Source organism: Oceanobacillus sp. CAU 1775 (genome assembly GCF_054482815.1).
In genome coordinates, this window is sequence record NZ_JBTLRO010000002.1 from 192,951 (window position 1) to 217,370 (window position 24,420).

Here is a 24,420-nt window from a genome sequence, read left to right on the forward strand (position 1 = left end):
ACTGTTGCTTATATTGTTTGTTACTAACCCAAAATTATTGCTAGTAAAAATTGAGATGTATTTTATTGAGGTCCTTTTAAAGGTGTGATTTAAATGACAGCAAATAGAAAGACATGGTTCGTATGGAGTTCGATTATCTTAAGTATATTGTTTATTTCTCTGCTTATTTATGCTATCTTTTTATACATGGATTTAAATGAGAAAAGAACAGCAGGATTTGACACAACGAAAACACAAATATTAGATCAAACTTCTATAACCGATATTTCAAGTATTGAAAAGTTTAACGGCGAAAAATCTTTCCATGTGATTTTTGGTGAAAACGCTGAAGGGGAAGAGAAGTTAATTTATTATCCTCTCGAAGGTAATGAAAAAACGCTCACGATCATTGATGCAGAGGAAATCATTCCAAAGTCTTCTATTATCAATTCATGGGAAAAGGAATGTACTTCTTGTCATTTAATTCGAGTGATTCCAGCTTTAATTGATGAAGAACCCTTATGGGAGCTTACATATTATAATGAAAACAAACGATATGTTTTCAAATATATTTCTGTGTATGATGGATCAACGTATGAAGAATTTTCTTACCGTAGAATGTTTAATTAGGAGGAGAAACTTATGAATTTGGCTGAAAGAGTAAAGTCCGTTACCGCTTCACCAACCTTGGAAATCACAGCAAAAGCTAATGAATTAAAAGCACAAGGCCATGATATCATTGGACTAGGAGCAGGAGAGCCTGATTTTAATACTCCTAAGTTTATTAGAGATGCAGCAATTAAAGCGATGGAACAAGGAAAAACAAAATATACACCAACTGGTGGGATTACTGAATTAAAAGTAGCCATTCAGGAAAAGTTTCTAAAAGATAATGGTTTAAGCTACAATTTAAATGAAATTATCGTTACGATGGGTGCTAAACACGGATTATATTCAATCTTTCAAGTAATTCTCAATAAAGGGGATGAAGTGCTTATTCCCGCTCCATATTGGGTAAGTTATCCAGAGCAAGTAAAGCTTGCGGAAGGCGTTCCCGTAATAATTGATACGAAGGAAGAAAATGAATTCAAGCTATCGATTGATGATATAGAAGCAGCTATTACACCGAAAACGAAAGCAATTATTATTAATTCACCTAGCAATCCTACGGGCGTCATCTATTCGAAGTCTGAACTAAAGGCAATAGGAGAGTTTTGTCTTAAACATGATATCCTTATTATTTCAGATGAGATTTATGAGAAGTTGAACTATACGGATGAAAAGCATGTATCAATAGCTGAACTAAGTGATGATTTAAAGAAACAAACACTTGTAGTCAATGGTGTCTCAAAGTCACATTCGATGACTGGTTGGAGAATTGGTTATGTTGCTGGTGATAAAAACATTATAAAAGCGATGACGGATATTGCATCACATTCCACATCAAATCCAACTTCAATTGCCCAATATGCAGCTGTAGCAGCTTATCAAGCAGATGAAAAAGTAGTGGATGACATGAGGGATATATTCGCTGAAAGATTAGAAATGTTTTATAACCTTATGAGTGATATCCCAGGTATTACATGTGTAAAACCTCAAGGTGCATTTTACTTATTTGTAAATGCAAAAGAGGCAGCTAAAAATAATGGTTTCCAAACAGTAGACGAATGGGTAACTGCAATTCTTGAAGAAGAAAAGGTTGCGCTCGTACCGGGTTCTGGATTTGGAAAACCTGATAATGTTAGGTTGTCATATGCATTATCAACAGAAGATTTACAAGAAGCAGCTAAAAGAATTAAACGTTTTGTTGAAACTCATTAATTATTGATTTATATGGAGGTACAGAAATTGAAGATTACAATAACAGAAGCAGCAAAATATTTAGATCAAGAAGTTAAGATTGGTGTATGGTTAGCGAATAAAAGATCAAGCGGGAAAATTGCTTTCTTACAACTAAGAGATGGTACAGGTTTTATGCAAGGTGTTGTGGTGAAAAGTGATGTATCTGAAGAAATTTTCACAACTGCAAAGAACTTATCACAGGAAACGTCATTTTATGTTACAGGGAAAATTGTGGAAGATACCCGCTCTAAATTTGGCTATGAAATGCAAGTATCCGGAATAGAAATTATTCATGTAGCTGAAGGATACCCAATTACACCTAAAGAACATGGTACAGAGTTTTTAATGGACCATCGTCATTTATGGTTACGTTCGCGTAGACAACATGCCATTATGAAAGTACGTAATGAAATTATCCGTTCAACATATCAATTCTTTAATGACAATGGCTTTGTAAAAGTTGATCCACCAATCCTTACTGGATCCTCAGCAGAGGGAACAACAGAGTTATTCCATACGCAGTATTTTGATGAAGAAGCTTACTTATCTCAAAGTGGACAGCTATATTTAGAAGCTGCTGCAATGGCATTAGGAAAAGTATTCTCATTCGGCCCGACTTTCCGTGCTGAAAAATCTAAAACACGTCGTCATTTAATCGAATTCTGGATGATTGAACCTGAAATGGCTTTTGTTGAACATGAAGAAAGCTTAGAAGTTCAAGAAAATTACGTTGCATTTGTTGTACAATCTGTCCTAGAGAATTGTAAATTAGAACTAGACACACTAGAGAGAGATGTTTCGAAGCTTGAAAATATTAAAGCTCCTTTCCCTAGAATTAGTTATGACGAAGCAATTGAGATGTTAGAAGAGCTAGGATTTGATGATATTAAATGGGGAGATGACTTTGGAGCACCACATGAAACGGCAATCGCGGAAAAATTTGATAAGCCAGTGTTTATCACAAATTATCCAAAAGATATTAAAGCATTCTATATGAAACCTCATCCAGAACGTGACGATGTCGTTTTATGTGCCGATTTAATCGCACCTGAAGGATATGGTGAAATTATTGGTGGTTCACAACGTATTGATGACCTCGAGCTAATGAAGCAAAGATACGAAGAGCATGGACTTACTGGTGAAGCTTATGAATGGTACTTAGAGTTATCTAAGTATGGAAGTGTACCACATTCAGGGTTTGGCTTAGGATTAGAAAGAACGGTCGCTTGGTTAACAGGTGTTGAACACATCAGAGAAACCATTCCATTCCCAAGACTTTTAAATCGTTTATATCCATAAATTAAAGTAAATATTAAAAATCCCTTGCAATTTTAGCAAGGGATTTTAACATGCTCTGAATTTGAAATTACATGATATACTATTATCGAGGTGGAATATATATGTTTGAAAAAGTTTCTGTAGAAATGATATTACAAGACCAAGTGCAAATTCCTGGTAAATTATTGATGGACTATAGACGTATAGGGCTTAATGAACATGAAGTGATTCTAATCCTTCAACTAATACGCTATTTTCAAGAAGGGAACTTTTTCCCAACGCCTACACAATTGGCTAGTAACTTAACAATTAACGAAAAGCAGTGTTCAGATATGCTGATGAAGTTAATGCAAAAGGATCTCTTGAAAATTGAACAAAAAGAAAGTGAATTATATCAGATTAATGAAGCGTATTCACTTAATCCTTTATTGGAAAAATTATACTTAGAAGATAATGAAACGGAAAAAACTGAAAATACAGGGACACTGTTTCTTTTATTTGAGCAAGAATTTGGTCGACCACTTTCACCATTTGAAATCGAAATGGTTAATGCATGGTTAGATGAGGATGAATTCGTGCCTGCTTTAGTTAAAGCTGCACTAAGAGAATCCGTATTGATGGGTAAATTGAATTTTAAATACATTGATCGCATTTTACGTGAGTGGAAGAAGAAGGGTATCAAATCGGTGGACGAAGCAAGAAATGCCAGTAAAAAGTTCCACCAGTATAAAAAAACAGTACCTATTCAAGAAAATAAAAAGAGAGATACTTCCGTTTACTATAACTGGCTAGAAGGAGAGAACTAGTTAGATGTTGAATTTGAAAGAAATTAGATATTGTTTAGATGTAATAGGAGAAATGTTTCCAGATGCAGAAGGGGAGTTAAACCATTCCAATGCATTTGAACTCTTAATTGCCGTGGTCTTATCTGCACAATGTACGGATAAACTTGTCAATAAAGTTACTGCTGGGCTATTTGAGAAATATAAGACGCCAGAAGATTATCTAGCAGTTCCATTAGAGGAATTACAACAAGATATTCGCTCGATTGGTCTTTATCGTACGAAGGCAAAAAATATTCAAAAGCTTTGTGAGGTATTACTTGAAAAGCATAATGGAGAGGTACCATCTTCAAAAGAAGAACTAATGCAACTTGCAGGTGTTGGTAGAAAAACTGCGAACGTAGTAGCTTCCATTGCTTTCAACGAACCTGCAATAGCAGTAGATACGCATGTGGAGCGAGTTTCTAAACGACTTGGTATTTCTCGTTGGAAAGATTCTGTCTTGCAAGTAGAAGAAACATTAATGAGAAAGATTCCTCGGGATGAATGGTCTGTTACACATCACCGTTTAATATTCTTTGGACGATATCATTGTAAAGCAAGGAATCCAAATTGTCCGGAATGTCCATTGCTTGAACTTTGTCGCGAAGGTAAAAAAAGAATGAAAAAATTAGACGCGAAAATTTAATATAGACTTTAGAATAAAAAGCAAAGCCTATCCACTTCTAAATGGATAGGCTTTGCTTTTTTCTATAAAACGTTGGGAATTTACTCTGTCTTGTTATAGCTTTTTTTAGTCATTATTCTTCATCTTCTTCTGGATCCATTTCTTCCTCTGGATCAGGTTCCTCTTCTAATGGGATGGTGACAGTGGCATTCTGACTTGATCCTCGAGTACCATCTGCACGTCCTATTGGGGTAACCGTAATTGTATATGTTCTACCAGCTACAAAGTTTCCACTGATCTCAATGCCTAAAGATTGAACGGTATTGGTTTCATTATTAACTTGAACTTCATATGTTGCTGGTGGACCATCATACTGCCAATTCACGTCAATAATATTTGCATCTGGAAGGAATTCAGCAGTTAAATTACTTACTGCAGGTATTTCCTCCTCGGTTTCTTCTTCAACTTCTTCTTCCTCTATTTCTTCTTCCTCTTCTTCTTGCACTGTAATTGAAACAGTTACTGGATCACTTCTTAAGGAATCATTCGTTGCATCAACAGCAATAACTTGAATGGTGTATGCTGCTCCCATTTCAACTTCTGAGATTTCAATCGATGTTTCATCTGTTGTGGATAGCTCTTGCATCGAACCACCATCAACACTTGCACTTACTTCAAAATTAACTTCACGATCTCCATAGTCCCATTCTACTTCAATGGATTGAGAGTTTTCATTGTAGTTAGCCGTTAGCCCAGTTACGGACTCTAACTCATCAAAACTTTCGGAAACAGCAGTCGGTTCGGTTCCTTTAACGAATAACTCTGTAACACGTTGTTCAGATGGTGTATACTCACTTGCTAGTTCAGGAGGGTTAGTTCCTCGCTCTACCGTTACTTCAACTACAGAATCAGGTTTTGTAAAGTCAGGTACTTCAAGTCCTTCTGAAATTTCGAGTAATGTTTGTCGGAACATATGTTGAGTAACAGTATGTGGCAGGCTACTAGGTAGTCCGAGCCTTTGTGTTCTGTCTTCATTCATATGTTCTCCAACCCAGGTTGTAATGGTGTGCTTGGTTGTATAGCCTGCAAACCAACGATCTCCTGCACTTCCATCAGATAAGTTTGTTGTTCCTGTTTTACCAGCAACGGGAAGATTTCCAAAACCTTCAATATTCCAAGTTCCGTTAGGATCAGTCATTACAGATTTAAGCATATCTGTTACCATGTATGCCGTGTAATCTTTCATGACAGGCTCTGGTTCTGGACGGAGATCAACTGAACTACCATCTTGAAACTCTACGCTAATGACAGCATATGGTTCATTATAATTTCCGCCATTTGCAAATGCTCGGTATGCACCAGCAAGTTCAAGGGGAGAGGTGTTCGTTGAAGCACCACCGATTGCATCTGTACCACCAAAGTTTTCAGGAATAGTTAACCCTAACTTCGTGCCAAATTCTCTAGCATTTGCTGCTCCAACTTCTTCAAATACTTTCATAGCTGGAACGTTTAAAGATTCTGCTAATGCTGTTCTAGCAGTAACCCAGCCTTTATATCGTTGGGTAACGTTTCTAACAGGATTCTCCACACCAGGTACTTTATATGGTTCATCATCATTTATCTGGTGATAAGTAGACATCTGATTGTATTCAATCGCTGGACCGTAATCAAAGATCGGTTTAATAGTTGATCCTGGTTGGTATGAACTACTAAGCGCATAGTTGAAATCTCCAGATCCACTATGGTTACGACGTCCACCAATTGCTTCAATTGCGCCAGTTTCCGTTTCTAAAACTACGATAGAACCTTGAACATTTGCATCTCCATAAGGAATTGGGTTTGATTCACTATCTGTTAGTAAAAATTCTACATGTTCTTGCACATCAGGATCCAATGTTGTGTACACTTTTAATCCTGCTGTACCTATATCTACACCTTCTAATTTTTCTTCTATTTCATCTCTTACTTTTTCAATAAATGCTTCGTAAGGGGTTGCATCTCTTTTTGTTTCAACTAACAGAGAAGGGATGTCAACTTCTCTTGCTTCATCAGCCTGTGCTTGCGTAATTTTATCATGTCTTACCATAAGCGTTAGCACAGTATCCATTCTTTCCGCAGTATACTCTGGATTTTGGAAAGGGTTATATGCTGTTGGTCGTTGTGGTAGACCAGCTAAAATTGCTGCTTGTGGCAATGTTAATTCTTCGAGATTTGTAACGCCAAAATAATCTCTTGCTGCAGCAACAACACCGAAAGAATTATTACCATAGAATATTTTATTTAAGTACATTTCCATAATTTCTTGTTTTGTATATTCTCGTTCAAGCATTAATGCCATCCATTGTTCTTGAACCTTTAATTTAAGATGTTTATCATTTGTAAGAAAGAAGTTCTCTACTACTTGCTGAGTTATTGTACTAGCTCCTTGTGATCCAAATCCATCTGTAATATTGGCAATAACTGCACCGCCAATCCTTCTTAAATCGATTCCTGGATGTTCAAAAAACCTCGCATCCTCTGTTGCGGTTACAGCATCTATTAACACATCTGGTAAATCCTCAAAATTAACTTTTTCTCTATTTTCGACACCAGGAGTAGCAAATACTTCTCCATTTTTATCAATTAACTGTGTGGTTAACGGAATTGAAAGCTTTTCAGGATCTAAATCAGGAGCTGTAGCTATCCAGTAAATCCCAACCCCTCCAACGATAATTCCTAATAACAATCCTACTGATAAAAGACTGATTAATATTAATTTCCATACTGGTTTTTTACCTTTTTCTTTTTGGTTACGCCTCGCAGTACGAGATTTTTTGTTCTCTGCCATAAAACTTACCTCCATCATTTAAGACTATTTATTAGAAATATAACTTATCAATAACTTCTAAATAGTCTACTCTTGCTTGATATTTAATTGGTAATAAATAACTTTCAGCTTTAATTTCTTCATATGGAATAGATTTTCTACCACCTTTTAATTGGTCGTGCCACAATGGAAGAAGTTTCTTCGCTTCAAAAAAGAATGTTTCATCAAATGCTGAGAAGCGAATAAGCATGAAGCTTATACCTCCTTGATTTACGATACGGTCCATATGAATGATTTGATGTTCGTGTATATTAGCAAGTGGAAATCTTGTTTTATTCTTTGTTTCCTTTGCTTCGAAGTCAATATACTTCCCACGGTAGAGTCCGTTGTAATCAGTAGTAGAGGCCTGCTTGTAATAAGCTTCCGTAATTACTGCTGCAGTTCTTTTAGGGTAATGAACATTTACAACCTGAATAGGCGTGGGTTTCTTATGGATAACCGCTCGATTCGTTTCAAGATAAAATTCATTGGTAACATTAATATCTTCTTCTAATGTCATACCCCGATTACTGTATATATTACTCTTGTTTTCTAAATTTCTTTTATTTAATGGACGTTTTTTCTGTCCATTTGGATAATTCATATACTAATTCCTCCTGTAAAATATAGAAACATCCCCATGAATTCTCATAAAATGACCATGAAATAAATAAATCTTAAACTTTATTATATAACAAAAGTATAACTTAGGCCTAATATAGAAAATTTTTCAACTGAATACAAATAAAAATAACTTTTTTATGTCTATTATCAAATAATTCATTTATTAATAATACCATTCGACAATTTTCATATTAAAAAAGATTTTAGCTTATTACTTCTAGTTTTGTCGAATGGGAAGGAGCTTTTCTTTCTATAGAGAATATGTAAATTAGCATAATAAATCTATTAGGTTAGAGGGAGGAGGAGAGCATATGGGTTTGGCATTAAAAAAGGAATACACAAGCAATGGAATCGCTCGAGAAGATGTACAAGTCTCACTTCAACGCCTCACAAAAAAGATAAATCAAGTAGAGGAGACACTTAAAAACAGATTCGATAATGAAATCTGGAAACTTGTTCAACTTGAGGAAGAAAAGATTAAACATGTCGAGAAACATATCGCTTCTATTATTCAATATAAATAGATGCTAATTCTTCTAAAGGATGATAATATTTAGGTAGGAAGTTTTAGCAAATGAATTATATTGGATGTAAGGTGATGCTTCAAATGAATGTAGAGAAACAGACAGAGCAACTAAAAAAATATCTAATTGACTTAAAGCATAGATTTGAAAATAGTGCTCCTCCCGAGAATCGCAGGGATCCAGAATTTTTTCAACTGGTAAAACGCGAAACTACTCCAGTTTTTAATTTACTTGAGACTTGGGAAGAAATAACACTGGAACAAGTAAAATTAAAACAAGTTAAGGTTCATCCACACCAAGTAGCATCAACTCGAGAAAATATGGAGTTATTACTGATGCATAGCTATTTCTTTGATGCTCGCAAAAAAAGATACATGGATTTATACCAGTCCGTACTATATATTTTCGATCAAATACTAATAAAAGAAGAAGAGAAATAGTAAATGATGTTAGTTGCTGTGCTGAACAGGTTACTATTTTCAAAGCTATAAAAGGGGAACCGTTACTGTAAGAAGAGCTATTGTTACAGATAGAGACCCGCGCTACGGGCACCGTGAGAGGTTAAGAGCAGCTCTATAGAAAATGAAGTTCCATTCTCGTTTAAGAGTCTGTATATGAAAAACGGTAATAGGAAAGAAAGCTGGAATCACAGCTTTTTTTCCTATTATTTCTTTATAGTTTAAAACAGTAGGCATTCATTAAAAACATAATAAGCCCTCTAACAGCTCATATTACATTAATCACTATCCAGTCCGTTTATTACATAGCAAACGAGTAAACACTGATACAACTTGACTTTACAACTATTAAATACTAATCTTTAATAAACGTCTATGGTATAATGTATATTAAATCAATAGATTCCTATGAAACGAATGAAGATTATACAGTTGAAGATGAAATTGAATATTATGAGGTGAAAATATGAATTTAGAGCGAATTCAATTAACTAGTAAAGATATCTTTGATAAAGATTTTAAATCTACCATGCGTGGTTATAATCCTAAAGAAGTAGATGAATTTCTAGACATAATTATTCAAGATTACGATGCATTTAATCAAGAAATAATTCGATTACAACAAGAAAATGATAAACTCAGAAAAAATAGTTCAGAACAATTTACACGTTCAAGAGCACCACAGCAAAATACACAAGTTAACTATGATGTATTAAAAAGATTATCAAATCTAGAAAAAGCAGTATTTGGTAAAAAGCTTGCTAGCGCTGATGAAGACTAAATATAAGGGTTATTGCTAAAAGCGTAAAAAAGTGTTAAAATAGTAAAGTTATGATTAAATACTCATGTAATCGCTGCATGTTTCATGTAGAGGAAAGTCCATGCTCACACAAGCTGAGATGCTTGTAGTGTTCGTGCTTGATGAATTCATAAGTCAAGGTAGCAATAATTGCTAACGGCAGGAGGAATTCCTAAGTTCATTTGAATATGGAAGAAACTCCTTGAAAGTGCCACAGTGACGAAGTTGGAATGGAAACATTTCAAGTGGAACGAGGTAAACCCCACGAGTGAGCAACCCAAATATTGGTAGGGGCATTCTTGATTAGGGAATTCAACCGAAAAAGAGACAGACGTATGTCTGTAGATAGATGATTACACTTTTTGTACGAGACATAAGACCAGTCGATTGCAGTACGAAAAGACAGAACATGGCTTATAGAGTATTTAACCGGTCTTACTTGATTTAGATCATTAACATAAACCTATGATAAACTGCATAGAAAGCAGAAATCATTGGTTTTTTAATTTATTACGATTAATATTTCACTTGATTTTCATTTAGTTTCTAGTCTTTTGTTCTTTATGTTGAGCTATGATAAAATTAGATATATTTTGATTCTGATGAGAAGGGAATTATTTGTTATGCAAAAGGTAAAAATTGTTGCAACTGCTGCAATGGGAATAGAATCTATTGTTGCAAACGAGGTCAGGGCTCTAGGGTATGATCCACAAGTCGAAAATGGAAAAGTAATTTTCGATGCTCCATTATCAGCTATTCCTCGATGTAATTTATGGTTACGGACGGCAGATCGAGTGAAAATAATTGTAGGCCAATTTAAAGCTGAATCTTTCGATGAACTTTTTGAAGGAACAAAAGCATTAAATTGGGAAGATTACATTGCTGAAACAGGACAATTTCCTGTTAGCGGGAAATCGGTAAAATCTAAATTATATAGCGTACCTGATTGCCAAGCAATCGTAAAAAAATCAATCGCAGAAAGATTAAAATTAAAATATGGAATGGCTACAAACATGCCAGAAACCGGCGCTCTATACAAAGTAGAAGTAGCAATTCTTAAAGATATCGTTACTTTAACTTTAGATACTTCAGGAGTTGGCCTCCATAAGCGCGGCTATCGAGTAGGGCAGGGAGATGCACCGTTAAAAGAAACATTAGCAGCTTCACTCGTTTTACTTACTAATTGGAAACCAGAAGAGACATTAATCGATCCATTTTGTGGGTCGGGTACAATTTTAATTGAAGCAGCTTTAATCGGCCAAAATATTGCACCAGGTTTTAATCGTGAATTTGCTTCAGAAGAATGGGAGCTAATTAAAACAAAACATTGGGATGAAGCTCTCACAGAAGCCGAAGACCTTGCAAATTACGATCAAAAACTAAACATTATTGGATCTGATATTTCACATAAGCTTATAACAATCGCAAATGAAAATGCGATTGAAGCAGGTCTTGGAGATTTAATTACCTGGAAACAGATGCAGGTGAGTGATTTAACTTTAAAAGATAATAATGGCTATATCATTAGTAACCCTCCATATGGGGAGCGTATGAATGAACTAGAAGAAGTTAAAGAAATGTACCGTGACCTAGGTAAGATCATGAAGGAACATCCTTCTTGGAGTGTGTATATTATTACAGCATTTGAAGCGTTCGAAAAACAATATGGTATGAATGCTACGAAGAAGCGTAAATTATTTAATGGTTTTATCCAAACGAATTATTATCAGTACTTTGGTAAGAAAATTAAATAAAAAAGTCGGATATCTACTAAGTGAGTTCGGTTGACGGAGAGTAATTCTGAATAAAAGACTAATTGAGGAACACTATTCCCATACGAATGGTGTTCTTCTTTTATATTTTTTATTCCACTATTTAATACATAAATTTTCATACGAATTAGAGGCACCACTTTAATTTTCAGCTTTATTCGATAAATGCTGGATTGGTCGCGAATTAGATGACCAACTGGTTTTATATGTTAAAGTAAATCAAAGAATGTGAAATAAAGTTCTTAACCTAAACAGAGTAGAAGGCTTGATTTAAAACAAATGCTATTATTATAAGATTTAATTATCAGAACGTGTAGAAACCGTGTTTTTCTTTATTAACTATGTTTGATAAATTAAAGAAAAGAGAGGGGAAGCTAAATGAGAATTTTTGATGCACACTTTCATATTATTGATTTTAATTATCCAATCATTGAAAACCATGGTTATTTGCCTCCCAACTATGTTGTAGAAGATTATAAAAATGAAACTTCTGATTTAAATGTTTTAGGTGGGGCAATAGTATCTGGTTCATTCCAAGGATTTGACCAAAAATATTTATTAAATGCACTTAACCTAATGGATTCTACATTTTGTGGTGTTACGCAATTACCTTTTACTGTGACTGATGAAGAAATTATAAACTTAAATGAAAAAGGAGTAAAAGCATTACGTTTTAATATAAAACGAGGTGGTTCAGAAGATTTATCAAAGCTCGATTACTTTGCAAGAAGAGTTTATGATTTAGTAGGATGGCATAGCGAACTTTATATTGATGCAAAAGATTTACCTGAAATCACCTCAATTATAACAAAGTTACCTGCCGTTTCAATTGACCATTTAGGATTGTCAGAAGAAGGATTACCGCATTTATTGAAATTAGTTGATAAAGGTATCCACGTAAAAGCTACAGGTTTTGGACGTGTGGAATTGAATGTTGAAAATGCTCTCAAATCTATATATAAAACAAATCCTGATGCACTTATGTTTGGTACAGATTTACCATCTACAAGAGCAAAAAGACCTTTTGAATATACAGATATTGAATTGATTCAGCAATTATTTGATGAAGAAGCTACAGATAAAATTTTGTATAAAAATGCTTTAGAATGGTATTTTAAATAATTCAACTCTTTTAAGAATTAGAGAGGAGAACATAATGGATATTAGATTATTAAATGAAAATGAAAATCCACCTATGGATTTGTTACTATTAGCGGATCCATCTCAAAAGATAGTTGAAGAATATTTAAATAGAGGAGATTGCTATATCGCCGAAGATGATAATCAGGCGATTGGAGTTTATGTATTACTTCCTACAAGACCTGAAACTGTAGAAATAGTGAATGTTGCAGTTGTAGAAAATCATCACGGTAAAGGTATAGGGAAACTCTTGGTAATAGATGCAATTAAAACAGCTAAAGAAAAAGGCTATAAAACAATTGAGATCGGTACTGGAAATTCAAGCGTAGGACAGCTTGCACTTTATCAAAAATGTGGTTTTAGAATAACCGGTATAGATACAGACTTTTTCATTAGGCACTACCAAGAGGAGATCTTTGAGAATGGCATCCAGTGTAGAGATATGATTCGCCTATCTCAAGATTTATAAAATAAAATGAATATTTGAATACCGAAATATTAAAGTAATGCTTAGTTTTCTAATGAACTAAGCATTTCTTTATGTCAAAGTAATTATTACTTTATTTTTTTACAACAAAAAGTCACCATTTGGAATCCTCAAGTGTGTTAATGGTGAAAGGAGTTGAGGAATGTTGCACCAAGTAGTGTGGTCGGATGAATTAAACATAGAGCGAATTGTTGATACATATGGCAATATGCTATTTAGAATTTGTCTTGTTATTTTATGCAATGAGAAAGATGCAGAGGATGTCGTACAAGACACTTTTATTACTTATTTAACAAAATCTCCAACTTTTAAGGATTCGGAACATGAGAAAGCTTGGTTGATAACGATTGCCACGAATCGCTGCAAGAATTTGAGAAGGTACAATATTATTCGAAAACATATAGATATCAATACTTTACAGCTTTATTCTAAAAATGATATAAACCATGGATTACTCGACCATCTAATGAGATTGCCATCTAAATATAAAGTTGTATTGTTACTTCATTATGTGGAGGGTTATAAAGTCGATGAAATAGCGAAAATTCTTACCATCACTACTTCAGCAGTGAAAAAGCGGTTACAACGGGGAAGAGGGCTTCTTCGAGAAAGATATCGAAAGGAGAGAGAGTATGGACTTTAAGAAAATCAAAGATGCCGTTAATTCTATTGAAATGTCTAAGACTATGGAAGATCGATTGAAAGAAAATATAGGAAAGAAAAAGTCGGTTCAAGGGAATTATAAAAGATGGATTTCGGTAGCATGTGCATTTGGAATCCTTTTATCTCTTATAATAAGTGTGCCATATCTGAATAAGAATGGAGAACCCCAAGTTGCAAACTTTGCAATTACAGCTTATGCGGCGAGTGATGATGGTAATCAACAAACTACAAAACTTTCTTCAGATAAAGTTACTTTTGAATATTCAATTGAAGATAGAATAGGTCTTATGACAGGTGTAAGTGGTAGTGGATATAACTTAATATTTACAAATGTTATGTTCAATATAACTGGGGAAGGGATCGAATCAATCACTTATACCATGAGCCATGGCAAGTTTATAGAGGATGTTATATTAACTACTAAAGATCAAGAAGACAGAGAATGGTTATTATCTGAAAAAATCTACATGTTTTCTCGTGAGCCAGGTTCGGATGTATATCAAGGCATAAAAGAAATTGGGGAGACCTACACAGTTAAATATGATGAACAGGAAAAACATAAATATACTCTTGCAATTCCTCATGATGGCCATGAAGAAATAGGTGATGACATTACCATTAAAGTAAATGTAAAATATACAGATGGAAGTTCTGAACAACAAGATATTATTGTAACTCAAGAATCAGATTCTATTTCCTTAAAGCTTAATTAACTTAATCAAGATATAAAAGGCAAGTTCTCAGTAGAAAAAGCTATATGGTGGATTAATAAACTAATCTTCAAATTACACGCTTCGTTCAACTAGGATAGAAGATATGACGAAAAGAACGCTCAGATTTTCTGAGCGTTCTTATTGTTAATTAACTATCCGACTTTATTTATTCTTATCAAGTATTTCCTATTGGCCAACTAAATGGTGCTGATCCAGGAGGTGCATTTTGAATAACATCGAAGATTGGCACAGTGTATGCAAATAAAATTAATACGATTGTAATTGCAATCCATAGTTTCCAATTCTCTGTCCATTTTGGAGTTGGTTCTGCATCAACTTCCTCTTGTGCAATAGGGAATTCTTCCTCACCTTTAGGTGCAAAGAAAGTAAGTTTAATGAAGATATATGTCATTAATATAATCGCAATAAATAGGATAGTCCCACCTACAGCTTGAGCCATTTGATATGCTCCCCACTCTACAGCTTGCTGTGTACCGCCGTAATCCGAGTAATCAGAACGTCTTGGACCACCAGTAAGGCCTTGTATATGCATCGAAGTAGACATAATAATCATACCAACTGCCCAAGTGATTGTTTGAATAATACCTAGACGGTTTATAGATTTTGTTAGCTTACGACCAGTTAAATGCGGAATTAACCAGTACGCAATACCAAAGAACGTAAGAACTACAGTTGTTGCAGCAGTTAGGTGGAAGTGACCTGTTACCCAGATTGTATTATGAACAATTGAGTTGATTTGATAAGAAGCGTTGATCAGTCCACCTGCTCCACCTGGAATAAATGCAAGCATTCCTATGAATGGTGCTAAGAAACGAACATCTTTCCAAGGTAAGTGCTTCAGCCAACCAAATAATCCACCGAAACCTTTTTTACGACCAGTAATTTCAAATGTAGCAAACATAGAGAATGCAGTCATTAAACTAGGAATAACTACCATGAATGTTAAAACTACTTGAATAAACTTCCAAGTTGAATCAAGACCAGGTTCAGTTAACTGGTGATGTAACCCAACAGGGATTGAGAAGAATAAGAATAAGATAAATGAAAATCTTGCTAATGAATCACTAAAGATTTTCCCACCGATAATTTTTGGAATAATTGCGTACCAAGCCATATATGCCGGTAATAACCAGAAATAAACAAGTGGGTGACCGAAGTACCAGAATAAGGTACGACTTAATAAAACGTTAATCGTATTAGAGAATCCTAAAGACCAAGGAATAAATTGAACCAACATTGCTGCAGCTACACCAAGTGAAGCAATAACCCACATAAGCATATTTACAATTACCATAAATGCTAGCAGTGGAGACTTTTCATCTGGATTTTGTTTTTTCCATAAATAGAACTGACGGAAATTAACAATTGCTGCTATCCAAGTACCTACTACAACGAGTGTAATCCCTATATAGAAAGCAGGGTGCGCTTGTAATGGTGCATAGAAAGTATATAGTACATTCGCTTTACCAACTAGGATAGTAATACTAGCCATAATCATACCAATCGTCATGACCCAGAATCCTACCCAAGCCCATTTCAATTGTTTCTTCGTAATTCCAACTGTTTTACCCATCAATGCATATTGGAAACCAATAATAAAGAAGATTGTAAGCACAAGACCTAATATGACACCGTGTACAGTTAGAATCGTATAATAATTAATTCCCCATGGTAATTGGAATTCACCAGAACGAACAAGTGTCTGAAGTAATCCCATTAATCCACCAATAAATAAAGCTATAAATGCAACATACATATAAGACATATAAAGACGACGTTCTTGCTTCGATAGTACAAGTTCTTTTGTTGGGGTATTTTTAAATACCTTGGATAATTTCGTTGCTGCTGTAGCCATTATTCAACCACCTCCAAAGTTCCGAACATTAAATGGTGCCCGACGCCACAGTACTCGTTACATACTAACGTGTATTCGCCAGGATTATTTAACTCAACTTCCATTTTACTAACGTACCCAGGTTCAACCATCATGTTAATATTTGTACCTGCAAAGTTTAATCCGTGTACCACATCAGGACTAGTAGATTGAACGAGTAATTTAGATCCTGCTGGAATCTCGATGTGTTTCACTGGTGCGCCTTCTTCGTCCGTACCCATATTGTAGTTAAAAGCAGACGCTACGATATTTAATACATATTCTCCATCCCTAACCTCAGTAAGCCCAAGATTTTCTGGTTGGAAGTTCATATTTGCTTCGATGTTTTCTGGATCAATTAATTCTCCATGGCTTTGTGGGTGTGTGCCAAGATAGAAGGCACCGAATGCTAGGATTAGCAAGAAGGCGATTAGACCGACTATACCAGCACCAAGCCAATACTTTTCATATTTGTGTAAATGCATCGTTTATCACTCCTATTTTTCTTTATCGAGAGAGGAATAGCATAAAAGCTCCAATCCATGAAACTACTAGAATAACTCCTAAAATTGAGACAGAAATCAAAGTGCCTTTCAAGCTTGGTTCGTTATCGTGATCTGGTTGTACTTCTTTTTTCTTCTCGGAAACCATGTGTTCATCCCTCCTAGAAAGTTAATAAAACTTATATTTTCATCATACACAATATGGTAATAGAAATTAGTGAAATCATTTATTTTTCACAATCTGTTCATATATGCTTTCAGCGTTGGTATATCAACATTACAAACCTTTAAGTTAGAAAAGTATTTGAATACTATGTGACAAAATAACAAGTTAGGAATACTTCTTAATTAAAGTATGGTATAATTTTAATTTTTAAAGTGAGATACATATATTTCCTCTGAAACGACGAAAGAAAGTAACTATTTTTAGATGAACTTAATCTAGTAATCAATTTTATGCTACAATTAGTAACATGAGATAGATAAGGATATATGAGGTGTATAATATGGCGAAAAATGAACAAGCATATTTAGATTTATGCCAACTAATCTTGGATATAGGGTTTGAAAAGGGAGATCGAACAGGGACGGGGACTTATTCTATTTTCGGTCATCAAATGCGTTTTGATTTAAAGGAAGGGTTTCCTCTATTAACTACCAAAAAAGTAAACTTCCGATTAATTGCATCGGAATTACTGTGGTTTTTAAAAGGGGATACAAATATAAAGTATCTTCTTGAAAATAATAATAATATTTGGAATGAATGGGCTTTCGAACGATGGATTAAGAGTGATAGTTATACAGGACCAGATATGACAAACTTTGGTATCCGCAGCTTAGAGGATGAATCCTTTAAAAAGGAATATCAAGAACAAATGAATATTTTTAAAGAGAATATTTTATCGGATAATGAATTTGCAGAGAAATTTGGGGATTTAGGGTTTGTTTACGGAAAACAATGGAGACATTGGGAAACAAAAAATGGAGAAACCATCGACCAAATAAAAGATGTGATTCATTCGATTAAACATAATCCGGATTCACGTCGACATATTGTTTCAGCGTGGAATCCAGAAGACGTTCCATCAATGGCTTTGCCGCCTTGTCATACACTTTTCCAGTTCTATGTAGCAGATGGAAAACTCTCTTGTCAGCTTTATCAGCGCAGCGCAGATATATTTCTAGGTGTACCATTTAATATAGCTAGTTATGCTTTATTAACACATCTAATTGCACATGAATGTGGGTTGGAGGTTGGAGAATTCGTTCATACTTTTGGCGATGCTCATATTTATTCCAACCATGTGGAGCAAATTAAAACCCAACTTCAAAGAGATGTACGTGAATTACCAAAACTAGAATTAAATATGGAGAAACAATCCATATTTGATTTTGAACTATCAGATTTCAAAATTGTCGACTATAATCCACACCCAGCGATTAAAGCACCTATCGCTGTATAGGAGGGTATATAAATGATTTCTTTATTAGTAGCAATGGACCGCAACCGAGTCATTGGTTCAAATAATGATTTACCATGGCATTTACCTGAGGACTTACAATACTTCAAAGAGAAAACAATTGGAAATACTATTATAATGGGTAGAAAAACATTTGAATCTATTGGTAGAGTTTTACCTAAAAGACATCATGTCGTTTTAACGAGAAGTGACCAAGAGTTTCCTGAAGAAGTTGAAGTTATCAGGGATTTGAATGTAGTACAAGAATGGAAAGCTTCTAATCCAGATAAGGAATATTTTATTATCGGTGGGGGAGACATATTTAATCAAGCAATCACTTTTGCAGATCGTCTCTATATTACTTGGATTGACTTTAACTTTACAGGAGATGTTTATTTTCCTGACTTTTCCATAGATGAGGATTGGACATTAACATCCAAAACAAAAGGATTGAAAAATGAAGAGAACCCTTATGATTATTATTATCTTGTCTATGACCGCAAAATGATAGCCTAACTTACTTGTAGAGTTATTCATGATACTATATACTAGAGTGTAGTATAATTTGTTTTAAAATTTTTCTTTGGAGATGATTTAACATGCTTGCAAGCATTGGTTTTCCAGGCTTAATACTTATATTAATAGTGGCTTTAATTGTTTTTGGACCAAATAAACTTCCTGAGATTGGAAAAGCTGCAGGAGACACTCTTCGTGAGTTTAAAAAGTCTACAAAATCGTTGACGAGCAGTGTAACGGATGAAGTAGACGAAGTAAAGTCGATTATTAAGGACGAAACGAAATAGACGGAGTGATTGATTATGTTTAGCAATATTGGTATTCCAGGGTTAATTTTAATATTGATCGTTGCTTTAATTGTTTTCGGGCCAAATAAGTTACCTGAAATTGGTAAAGCTGTTGGGCATTCTTTAAGAGAATTCAAAAAAGCTACAAGCAATTTATCGAATGAAGATGACTCAGAGAAAAAGTAATCCATTTCGTCTAGTATGTACACCAATATTATTAATTAACGAAACGAACAACTTACGGGCAGTTAAAATCCACTAAACAATATTTACCGTAGTGGGGTTAACTGCCCATTACTATGGAATAAATGGCGCTATATTTTAATTTATCATTTCAATTGCATTTGAAACCTAGAGAGGTGCACTAAATGGCAGAAAGTAATCAAATAGAAGAAAAAGATATGAATCTTGGAGATCATCTGACGGAATTAAGGAATAGGTTAATCATCACAGCAGTTATCTTTATAGGATTTTTTATTGTAGGATTCGTATATATAAAAGATATTTATTGGTTTTTTGTTAATGATATTGACTTGGTATTAACTGCTATTAGTCCTACTGAAATTATCTGGATATACTTTTCAATGGCTGGATTGGTTGCTATCGTAGGTACAATACCCGTTCTAACCTATCAAGTGTGGGCTTTTGTTAAACCAGGTTTAATGCCCCATGAAAGAAAAGCAACGATTGGATACATCCCAGCTATTTTTATATTATTTATTTTTGGACTGATTTTTGGTTATATTTTATTCGTTAAGTTGATTATGCCATTTTTATTATCATTGAATGATGACATGTTCAACATCATGTTTACGGTAGATCGTTATTTTAAGTTCTTATTTAGAGTTACGATACCGTTTGCACTCTTGTTCGAACTGCCAATTATCGCTATGTTCTTGACGAGCTTAGGAGTGCTTACACCTGACTTCATGATTAAAAATAGAAAATATGCTTATTTTGGATTAATTGTTGTAGGTGTTTTAATTACACCACCTGACTTTGTATTACAATTAGTTGTAGCAGTTCCTCTCATAATACTTTATGAAATTAGTATTCAATTATCGAAAGTCGTATATAAAAAGAAACTGAAAAAGCATGAAGAATTTATGGAGAGTAGTTCAGATTAATAAATTTTATAAAAGACATTTTTTCGGGGTGTAGCAATGAAAACTTTTTATCAACATCTAATGACCTTTAGAGGTAAGAAAATACCAGATGATAAATCCAAACTTGCTGACTGGGCCTTCTATGATCATGAATACCCGAAGCATACAAATGATTATAATGAGATAAGCGATTACTTAGAGTGGAATAGTCCATTTACCAACGCTCTTGTCGTTTTCGATGAGATTTGGAATCTTTATGAAGGTAAGTAGGTAAGGGGGCTGGCTAGCTTTATCCAGTCCTTTTCTTATGCGGAATAATCCAATCAAACGTTTGTTTGAATTATTTTGAGGGAATTTCGACAATATTCATAGATTTATTTACATCTAATTGTATGAGGAAGGGGGATTCTGTTGATTCCTGCGCTTGCCCGGGAAATAATGAAATTGCCTACACTAAAACATCTCGACTTCCGTACAATGATACAGGACACATATCATAAGTAATTTATTATGAAAGTAGGGTGTAAAATGTTTGGAAGAAGACAAGCGACTCCTCCGATAAGAGAACCATTTCCAATGTTTAATCAACGAAGCCCCTTTATACATCCGCAACAACAACAGCTTCCTAAAACTGTTGGTTTAAGCATGGTTAATAAAGGAACTATTAATAAAGGGATAAATGGATTAAATAATATTCTAGGATACACGCAGCAATTTCTTAGAGTTGTTGAAACTACATCTCCTATCATCCAAGAGTATGGACCAATGATTAAAAATTTACCTGCCATGTATAAAATGGTTAAAGCTTTCAAGGAAATCAATGATGAAACAGAAGCCGATGTAGAGAAAGTTGAAGATGTAAAAAGTGAAACAACAGTTGATACGGTATCATTAAGTAATCCTAAAAGAGACGGAATATCACTTCCTAAATTATATATTTAATCTTTTTAATGCTGTAAACTTGCTTTTTTACTTAAAAAACGGAAAAATAGAGAGTATCAATGATAGCACTGGAGGAATGTATTCATGTCAAACGAATTTGAATTAGCAACATTTGCAGGTGGCTGTTTCTGGTGCATGGTAGAACCATTTGATACTCGCCCAGGAATTGAGAAAGTAGTTTCTGGTTACACAGGAGGAGACCTTCCAAATCCAACTTATGAAGAAGTAAGCACGAACACAACTGGCCATTTAGAAGCCGTGCAAATTACATTTGATCCGAACAAAATGTCTTATGAGGAACTAGTAAATACATTTTGGCAGCAAATTGACCCTACAGATCCAGGTGGGCAATTCAATGACCGAGGAGAATCATATAAAACGGCAATCTTTTATCATAACGAAGAACAAAAAAACATTGCAGAAAAATCTAGAAAGCAACTCGATGAAAGTGGTAAGTTTAACAAACCTGTTGTAACGGAAATTCGTCCAGCAAAAGCCTTTTATAATGCTGAAGAACCACATCAGGACTATTATAAGAAGCAATCCTTCCATTATCGCTTATATAAGAAGGGGTCTGGACGTGAAGACTTCATTAACGATACATGGAAAATGCCAATTGACAAAAATGAACTAAAACAAAAATTAACACCTATTCAATTTCATGTAACTCAAGAAAACGGTACAGAAAGACCATATGACAACGAATATTGGAATAACTTCAATGATGGAATTTATGTTGATATCATTTCTGGAAAAGCACTATTCGCGTCACTTGATCAGTACGATGCTGGCTGTGGATGGCCAAGTTTTACAAAACCCATCGATAGTTATGAAATGGTCGCAAAAACGGATACAACCCATGGAATGGTTCGAACAGAAATTAGAAGTAAAACAGCAAACTCTCATTTAGGACATGTATTTGAAGATGGTCCAGTAGAAGCTGGCGGACTAAGGTACTGTATGAACTCTGCAGCGATGCGATTTGTTCCTAAAGATAAAATGGAAGAAGAAGGCTATGGCAGATATCTGTATTTGTTCAATGAATAGGGTTTGCGATAACTATATTATGTAAACTAAAGGAGTAAAAGATGATTCACTTAGATTGGGAAAATAAAAAAGCATTAAAACAAATTGAATGTATACACACAAACGCTAAAAAGTTCCAAGTTGATACTAAGCTAACTAGCGGTAAGGTTTATGACGTAATTAATGAAACAGATGAGTTTTATTTTATAGTCGATAATAGCAACCGTGTAGGTGGTTTTCTAAAAGAATACTTTAAAGAAGTTAGATAAATCAAAGTATAATAAAAAGCGTCAGGCTTATGTTAGTAACATGAGCTCTGACGCTTTTTTTATTTTACTCTTTATTAGATTTATGATGGAAAGGGCATTTGCCTTGTATAGGTTCAATGTCATCACCTATGAAGAATTGTTTCCATTCGTTATGCGTTGGGTCTCCAAAATGACCAATGTCGGGATGTTTTGGTAGTTGATCCCACACTTCTACGCGTTGTCGTACTTTTTCACGGGACATAATGCCACCTTTTTCTGTTCCTTCTAATCCCTTAAAGATTTTACGAGGTTGGAACCCTAAAACCATAGCATTCCCTAGGTCTCTAGTCTTTCTTTTCTTGTATGCAGGTGTATTACCAAATACAAAAATAGGCTCATTATGGAAATGAAAGTCCCATAGATGATGTTCTGGATCCCGTGGTGCATCTCTTGGCCACTCGACCTCATCAACTTCATGTAAATATTGAAGGATCTGCCAAAATTGTTTTCGGTAATCCTCAATTGAACCTTCAACTTCAAAAGGTTCTACAAAAACAAAAAGACCATGACGCTTATAATCTTCTGTCTGAAATAGTTCTAAAAAGCTTTTCAGGGCAGAAGGGAGGTTACTCCAATCATTCTGCTCAATATATGCATAACGAAGTTCACCTTTTTGTTGTCCACTCATACCAAAGATACAAGGGAAAGTTTTGTCTGTTACTGTATTATGAAAAGTTTCATATTCTTTATACAGCCAGCTTGGTAGATCTGTTCTTTCTGTAAAGTCTTCTTTTGTTAGTAGTGTTTGTTCTTTTGTGTGCATATGAACTCCTCCATATATTACTTTGTTGTTACAAATACTAGATACCCATTACCATCATTAGCAAAACAAAATAATGGGAAGGTTCCGCTTGAAGTTTTACTTTATACCAATATAAGTTATAATATAGTTCAGTTAATAATTCAGAGTAAAAGAGGGAGGCGTTCAATTTGGCATTTGTAATTACATCACCTTGTAAGACAGAAAAAGCTGGGGAATGTGTTGAAGTGTGCCCTGTTGATTGTATAGAAGAAGGGGAAGACATGTTTTTCATAGACCCTGATATTTGTATAGATTGCGGAGCATGTGAAGCGGTATGTCCTGTAGAAGCAATTTTTATTGAGGATGAAGTTCCAGAATCAGAATATCCGTATATCGAATTAAACAGAAAATTCTTTGAAGGTAGATAAGAGGAATCCACTAGCTGCTAATTGGTTAGTGGATTTTTACTTCCTATAGTAATAATTTTTGTTTATTAATAGCAATCACTATTGTCAGGAGTATGAACATGAAAGAAATTCTTTGCTATACATATGAAGTGGAATTAGACGCTGAAATTGATTTAGTTTTTGACTGTTTAAATAAGGATAAACATGTGTTGAACTGGAATACACAAATAATAGAAAATATTTATGAAGGTAATGAAGATGAGCTCACTGAGGGTTCGACATTTATCACAAAACAGAAGCTAGAAAAAAAGGTATATGAATTTAGCGCTAAATACTCAAAATACAATCCGCCAAATCATGCAATCGTTGAAACAGTTACTAAAGAAGGCATTAGTAGAACTGAGTATTATCTTGAAGAGATTTATGGCGAAACAAGATTTACTGTGAAAGTTTATTTGATTCCATCTAACTGGATATACAAGTTGCTAACGAATATCTTTAAAGGATCTTTTAAATATGTTTATGATGATCAATTTGATAGCTTTGTAGACTATGTACATGATCAAGTATATATCCATAATAATAATTAAAAAGTTCTTCAGACAGTAATCTTAAATTACCGTCTGATTTTTTCGTTTCATCTCACTATCAAGAGT

General features: G+C 34.4%; 30 protein-coding genes and 1 other RNA gene. 25 read left to right on the forward strand and 6 right to left on the reverse strand.

From position 1 onward, the window contains the following. Window positions 1-93: 93 nt before the first annotated feature. From ACXYMZ_RS04210 to nth, 5 genes are all read left to right on the forward strand, one after another. Window positions 94-609 carry a cell wall elongation regulator TseB-like domain-containing protein gene (locus ACXYMZ_RS04210; RefSeq protein WP_458947106.1) on the forward strand — a complete coding sequence of 172 codons (516 nt, stop codon included), beginning with the start codon at window positions 94-96 and terminating at the stop codon, window positions 607-609. 12 nt (window positions 610-621) lie between these two features. Then, window positions 622-1,800: a pyridoxal phosphate-dependent aminotransferase gene (locus ACXYMZ_RS04215; protein ID WP_458947107.1), complete on the forward strand. Its 1,179-nt coding sequence runs from the start codon at window positions 622-624 to the stop codon at window positions 1,798-1,800. Window positions 1,801-1,812: 12 nt separating this feature from the next. Next, entirely contained in the window at window positions 1,813-3,120 is a 1,308-nt protein-coding gene (asnS, locus tag ACXYMZ_RS04220; RefSeq protein ID WP_458947108.1) for an asparagine--tRNA ligase, read from the forward strand. Window positions 3,121-3,221: 101 nt separating this feature from the next. Further along, the gene (locus ACXYMZ_RS04225) at window positions 3,222-3,905 is read left to right on the forward strand and encodes a DnaD domain-containing protein (RefSeq protein WP_458947109.1); all 684 of its coding nucleotides are present in this window, start codon (window positions 3,222-3,224) and stop codon (window positions 3,903-3,905) included. A gap of 4 nt (window positions 3,906-3,909) precedes the next feature. Continuing rightward, window positions 3,910-4,569, forward strand: a complete 660-nt coding sequence (nth, locus tag ACXYMZ_RS04230) for an endonuclease III (protein ID WP_458947110.1) — start codon at window positions 3,910-3,912, stop codon at window positions 4,567-4,569. 112 nt (window positions 4,570-4,681) lie between these two features. On the opposite strand, the gene ACXYMZ_RS04235 is transcribed toward nth, so the two are convergent. Together ACXYMZ_RS04235 and recU are read right to left on the reverse strand one after the other, a co-directional pair. Beyond that, window positions 4,682-7,375: a transglycosylase domain-containing protein gene (locus ACXYMZ_RS04235; RefSeq protein ID WP_458947111.1), complete on the reverse strand. Its 2,694-nt coding sequence runs from the start codon at window positions 7,373-7,375 to the stop codon at window positions 4,682-4,684. 31 nt (window positions 7,376-7,406) lie between these two features. Then, a complete protein-coding gene (gene recU, locus ACXYMZ_RS04240) occupies window positions 7,407-7,997 on the reverse strand; it encodes a Holliday junction resolvase RecU (protein ID WP_458947112.1) in 591 nt (196 codons plus the stop codon). A 331-nt stretch (window positions 7,998-8,328) separates the two neighbouring features. Here recU and ACXYMZ_RS04245 point away from each other — a divergent pair, with 331 nt between their 5' ends. The 9 genes from ACXYMZ_RS04245 to ACXYMZ_RS04285 all read left to right on the forward strand — a co-directional run bounded on the left by ACXYMZ_RS04245 (window position 8,329) and on the right by ACXYMZ_RS04285 (window position 14,573). Next, the gene (locus tag ACXYMZ_RS04245; RefSeq protein ID WP_458947113.1) at window positions 8,329-8,541 is read left to right on the forward strand and encodes a hypothetical protein; all 213 of its coding nucleotides are present in this window, start codon (window positions 8,329-8,331) and stop codon (window positions 8,539-8,541) included. An 83-nt stretch (window positions 8,542-8,624) separates the two neighbouring features. Then, complete coding sequence (locus tag ACXYMZ_RS04250; RefSeq protein WP_458947114.1) at window positions 8,625-8,981, forward strand: DUF1798 family protein; 357 nt, start codon at window positions 8,625-8,627, stop codon at window positions 8,979-8,981. Window positions 8,982-9,465: 484 nt separating this feature from the next. Next, window positions 9,466-9,780, forward strand: coding sequence for a cell division regulator GpsB (gpsB, locus tag ACXYMZ_RS04255; protein WP_458947115.1), 315 nt, complete (start codon window positions 9,466-9,468; stop codon window positions 9,778-9,780). Window positions 9,781-9,838: 58 nt separating this feature from the next. Beyond that, window positions 9,839-10,220: RNase P RNA component class B (rnpB, locus tag ACXYMZ_RS04260), an RNA gene on the forward strand. Between the two features lie 201 nt (window positions 10,221-10,421). After that, entirely contained in the window at window positions 10,422-11,552 is a 1,131-nt protein-coding gene (locus ACXYMZ_RS04265) for a THUMP domain-containing class I SAM-dependent RNA methyltransferase (protein ID WP_458947116.1), read from the forward strand. A 396-nt stretch (window positions 11,553-11,948) separates the two neighbouring features. Further along, window positions 11,949-12,692 carry an amidohydrolase family protein gene (locus tag ACXYMZ_RS04270; protein ID WP_458947117.1) on the forward strand — a complete coding sequence of 248 codons (744 nt, stop codon included), beginning with the start codon at window positions 11,949-11,951 and terminating at the stop codon, window positions 12,690-12,692. A 34-nt stretch (window positions 12,693-12,726) separates the two neighbouring features. Then, the gene (locus tag ACXYMZ_RS04275; protein ID WP_458947118.1) at window positions 12,727-13,179 is read left to right on the forward strand and encodes a GNAT family N-acetyltransferase; all 453 of its coding nucleotides are present in this window, start codon (window positions 12,727-12,729) and stop codon (window positions 13,177-13,179) included. A 160-nt stretch (window positions 13,180-13,339) separates the two neighbouring features. After that, window positions 13,340-13,840, forward strand: coding sequence for an RNA polymerase sigma factor (locus ACXYMZ_RS04280; RefSeq protein ID WP_458947119.1), 501 nt, complete (start codon window positions 13,340-13,342; stop codon window positions 13,838-13,840). Continuing rightward, a complete protein-coding gene (locus ACXYMZ_RS04285; RefSeq protein WP_458947120.1) occupies window positions 13,830-14,573 on the forward strand; it encodes a hypothetical protein in 744 nt (247 codons plus the stop codon). Before ACXYMZ_RS04280 ends, ACXYMZ_RS04285 begins: the two co-directional genes overlap by 11 nt. Before the next feature lie 175 nt (window positions 14,574-14,748). Here the strand turns inward: ACXYMZ_RS04285 and ACXYMZ_RS04290 are convergent, their stop codons facing one another. From ACXYMZ_RS04290 to ACXYMZ_RS04300, 3 genes are all read right to left on the reverse strand, one after another. Further along, on the reverse strand, window positions 14,749-16,359 hold the full coding sequence (locus ACXYMZ_RS04290) for a b(o/a)3-type cytochrome-c oxidase subunit 1 (RefSeq protein ID WP_458947491.1): 1,611 nt from the start codon (window positions 16,357-16,359) through the stop codon (window positions 14,749-14,751). 89 nt (window positions 16,360-16,448) lie between these two features. Continuing rightward, the gene (locus ACXYMZ_RS04295) at window positions 16,449-16,952 is read right to left on the reverse strand and encodes a cupredoxin domain-containing protein (RefSeq protein WP_458947121.1); all 504 of its coding nucleotides are present in this window, start codon (window positions 16,950-16,952) and stop codon (window positions 16,449-16,451) included. A gap of 22 nt (window positions 16,953-16,974) precedes the next feature. Beyond that, window positions 16,975-17,118, reverse strand: coding sequence for a cytochrome c oxidase subunit 2A (locus tag ACXYMZ_RS04300; RefSeq protein WP_458947122.1), 144 nt, complete (start codon window positions 17,116-17,118; stop codon window positions 16,975-16,977). Between the two features lie 358 nt (window positions 17,119-17,476). Between ACXYMZ_RS04300 and ACXYMZ_RS04305 the strand changes: the two genes are divergently transcribed. The 9 genes from ACXYMZ_RS04305 (at window position 17,477) to ACXYMZ_RS04345 (ending at window position 22,576) form a co-directional block, all read left to right on the forward strand. Further along, window positions 17,477-18,433, forward strand: coding sequence for a thymidylate synthase (locus tag ACXYMZ_RS04305; RefSeq protein WP_458947123.1), 957 nt, complete (start codon window positions 17,477-17,479; stop codon window positions 18,431-18,433). Window positions 18,434-18,445: 12 nt separating this feature from the next. Then, on the forward strand, window positions 18,446-18,946 hold the full coding sequence (locus ACXYMZ_RS04310) for a dihydrofolate reductase (RefSeq protein WP_458947124.1): 501 nt from the start codon (window positions 18,446-18,448) through the stop codon (window positions 18,944-18,946). A gap of 83 nt (window positions 18,947-19,029) precedes the next feature. Then, complete coding sequence (gene tatA, locus ACXYMZ_RS04315; protein WP_458947125.1) at window positions 19,030-19,233, forward strand: twin-arginine translocase TatA/TatE family subunit; 204 nt, start codon at window positions 19,030-19,032, stop codon at window positions 19,231-19,233. A 15-nt stretch (window positions 19,234-19,248) separates the two neighbouring features. Beyond that, entirely contained in the window at window positions 19,249-19,419 is a 171-nt protein-coding gene (tatA, locus tag ACXYMZ_RS04320) for a twin-arginine translocase TatA/TatE family subunit (protein ID WP_458947126.1), read from the forward strand. A gap of 182 nt (window positions 19,420-19,601) precedes the next feature. Then, complete coding sequence (gene tatC / locus ACXYMZ_RS04325; RefSeq protein ID WP_458947127.1) at window positions 19,602-20,360, forward strand: twin-arginine translocase subunit TatC; 759 nt, start codon at window positions 19,602-19,604, stop codon at window positions 20,358-20,360. Window positions 20,361-20,396: 36 nt separating this feature from the next. Beyond that, on the forward strand, window positions 20,397-20,609 hold the full coding sequence (locus tag ACXYMZ_RS04330; protein WP_458947128.1) for a YozE family protein: 213 nt from the start codon (window positions 20,397-20,399) through the stop codon (window positions 20,607-20,609). Window positions 20,610-20,867: 258 nt separating this feature from the next. After that, window positions 20,868-21,281 carry a VrrA/YqfQ family protein gene (gene vrrA, locus ACXYMZ_RS04335; protein ID WP_458947129.1) on the forward strand — a complete coding sequence of 138 codons (414 nt, stop codon included), beginning with the start codon at window positions 20,868-20,870 and terminating at the stop codon, window positions 21,279-21,281. 84 nt (window positions 21,282-21,365) lie between these two features. Continuing rightward, window positions 21,366-22,328: a peptide-methionine (S)-S-oxide reductase MsrA gene (msrA, locus tag ACXYMZ_RS04340; RefSeq protein WP_458947130.1), complete on the forward strand. Its 963-nt coding sequence runs from the start codon at window positions 21,366-21,368 to the stop codon at window positions 22,326-22,328. A gap of 41 nt (window positions 22,329-22,369) precedes the next feature. Then, the gene (locus ACXYMZ_RS04345) at window positions 22,370-22,576 is read left to right on the forward strand and encodes a DUF6501 family protein (RefSeq protein ID WP_458947131.1); all 207 of its coding nucleotides are present in this window, start codon (window positions 22,370-22,372) and stop codon (window positions 22,574-22,576) included. A 64-nt stretch (window positions 22,577-22,640) separates the two neighbouring features. Here the strand turns inward: ACXYMZ_RS04345 and ACXYMZ_RS04350 are convergent, their stop codons facing one another. Continuing rightward, the gene (locus ACXYMZ_RS04350; protein ID WP_458947132.1) at window positions 22,641-23,378 is read right to left on the reverse strand and encodes a YqcI/YcgG family protein; all 738 of its coding nucleotides are present in this window, start codon (window positions 23,376-23,378) and stop codon (window positions 22,641-22,643) included. Window positions 23,379-23,545: 167 nt separating this feature from the next. Here ACXYMZ_RS04350 and ACXYMZ_RS04355 point away from each other — a divergent pair, with 167 nt between their 5' ends. Continuing rightward, window positions 23,546-23,785, forward strand: a complete 240-nt coding sequence (locus ACXYMZ_RS04355; protein ID WP_458947133.1) for an indolepyruvate ferredoxin oxidoreductase subunit alpha — start codon at window positions 23,546-23,548, stop codon at window positions 23,783-23,785. A 98-nt stretch (window positions 23,786-23,883) separates the two neighbouring features. After that, window positions 23,884-24,354, forward strand: a complete 471-nt coding sequence (locus ACXYMZ_RS04360; RefSeq protein WP_458947134.1) for an SRPBCC family protein — start codon at window positions 23,884-23,886, stop codon at window positions 24,352-24,354. Window positions 24,355-24,420 lie beyond the last annotated feature (66 nt).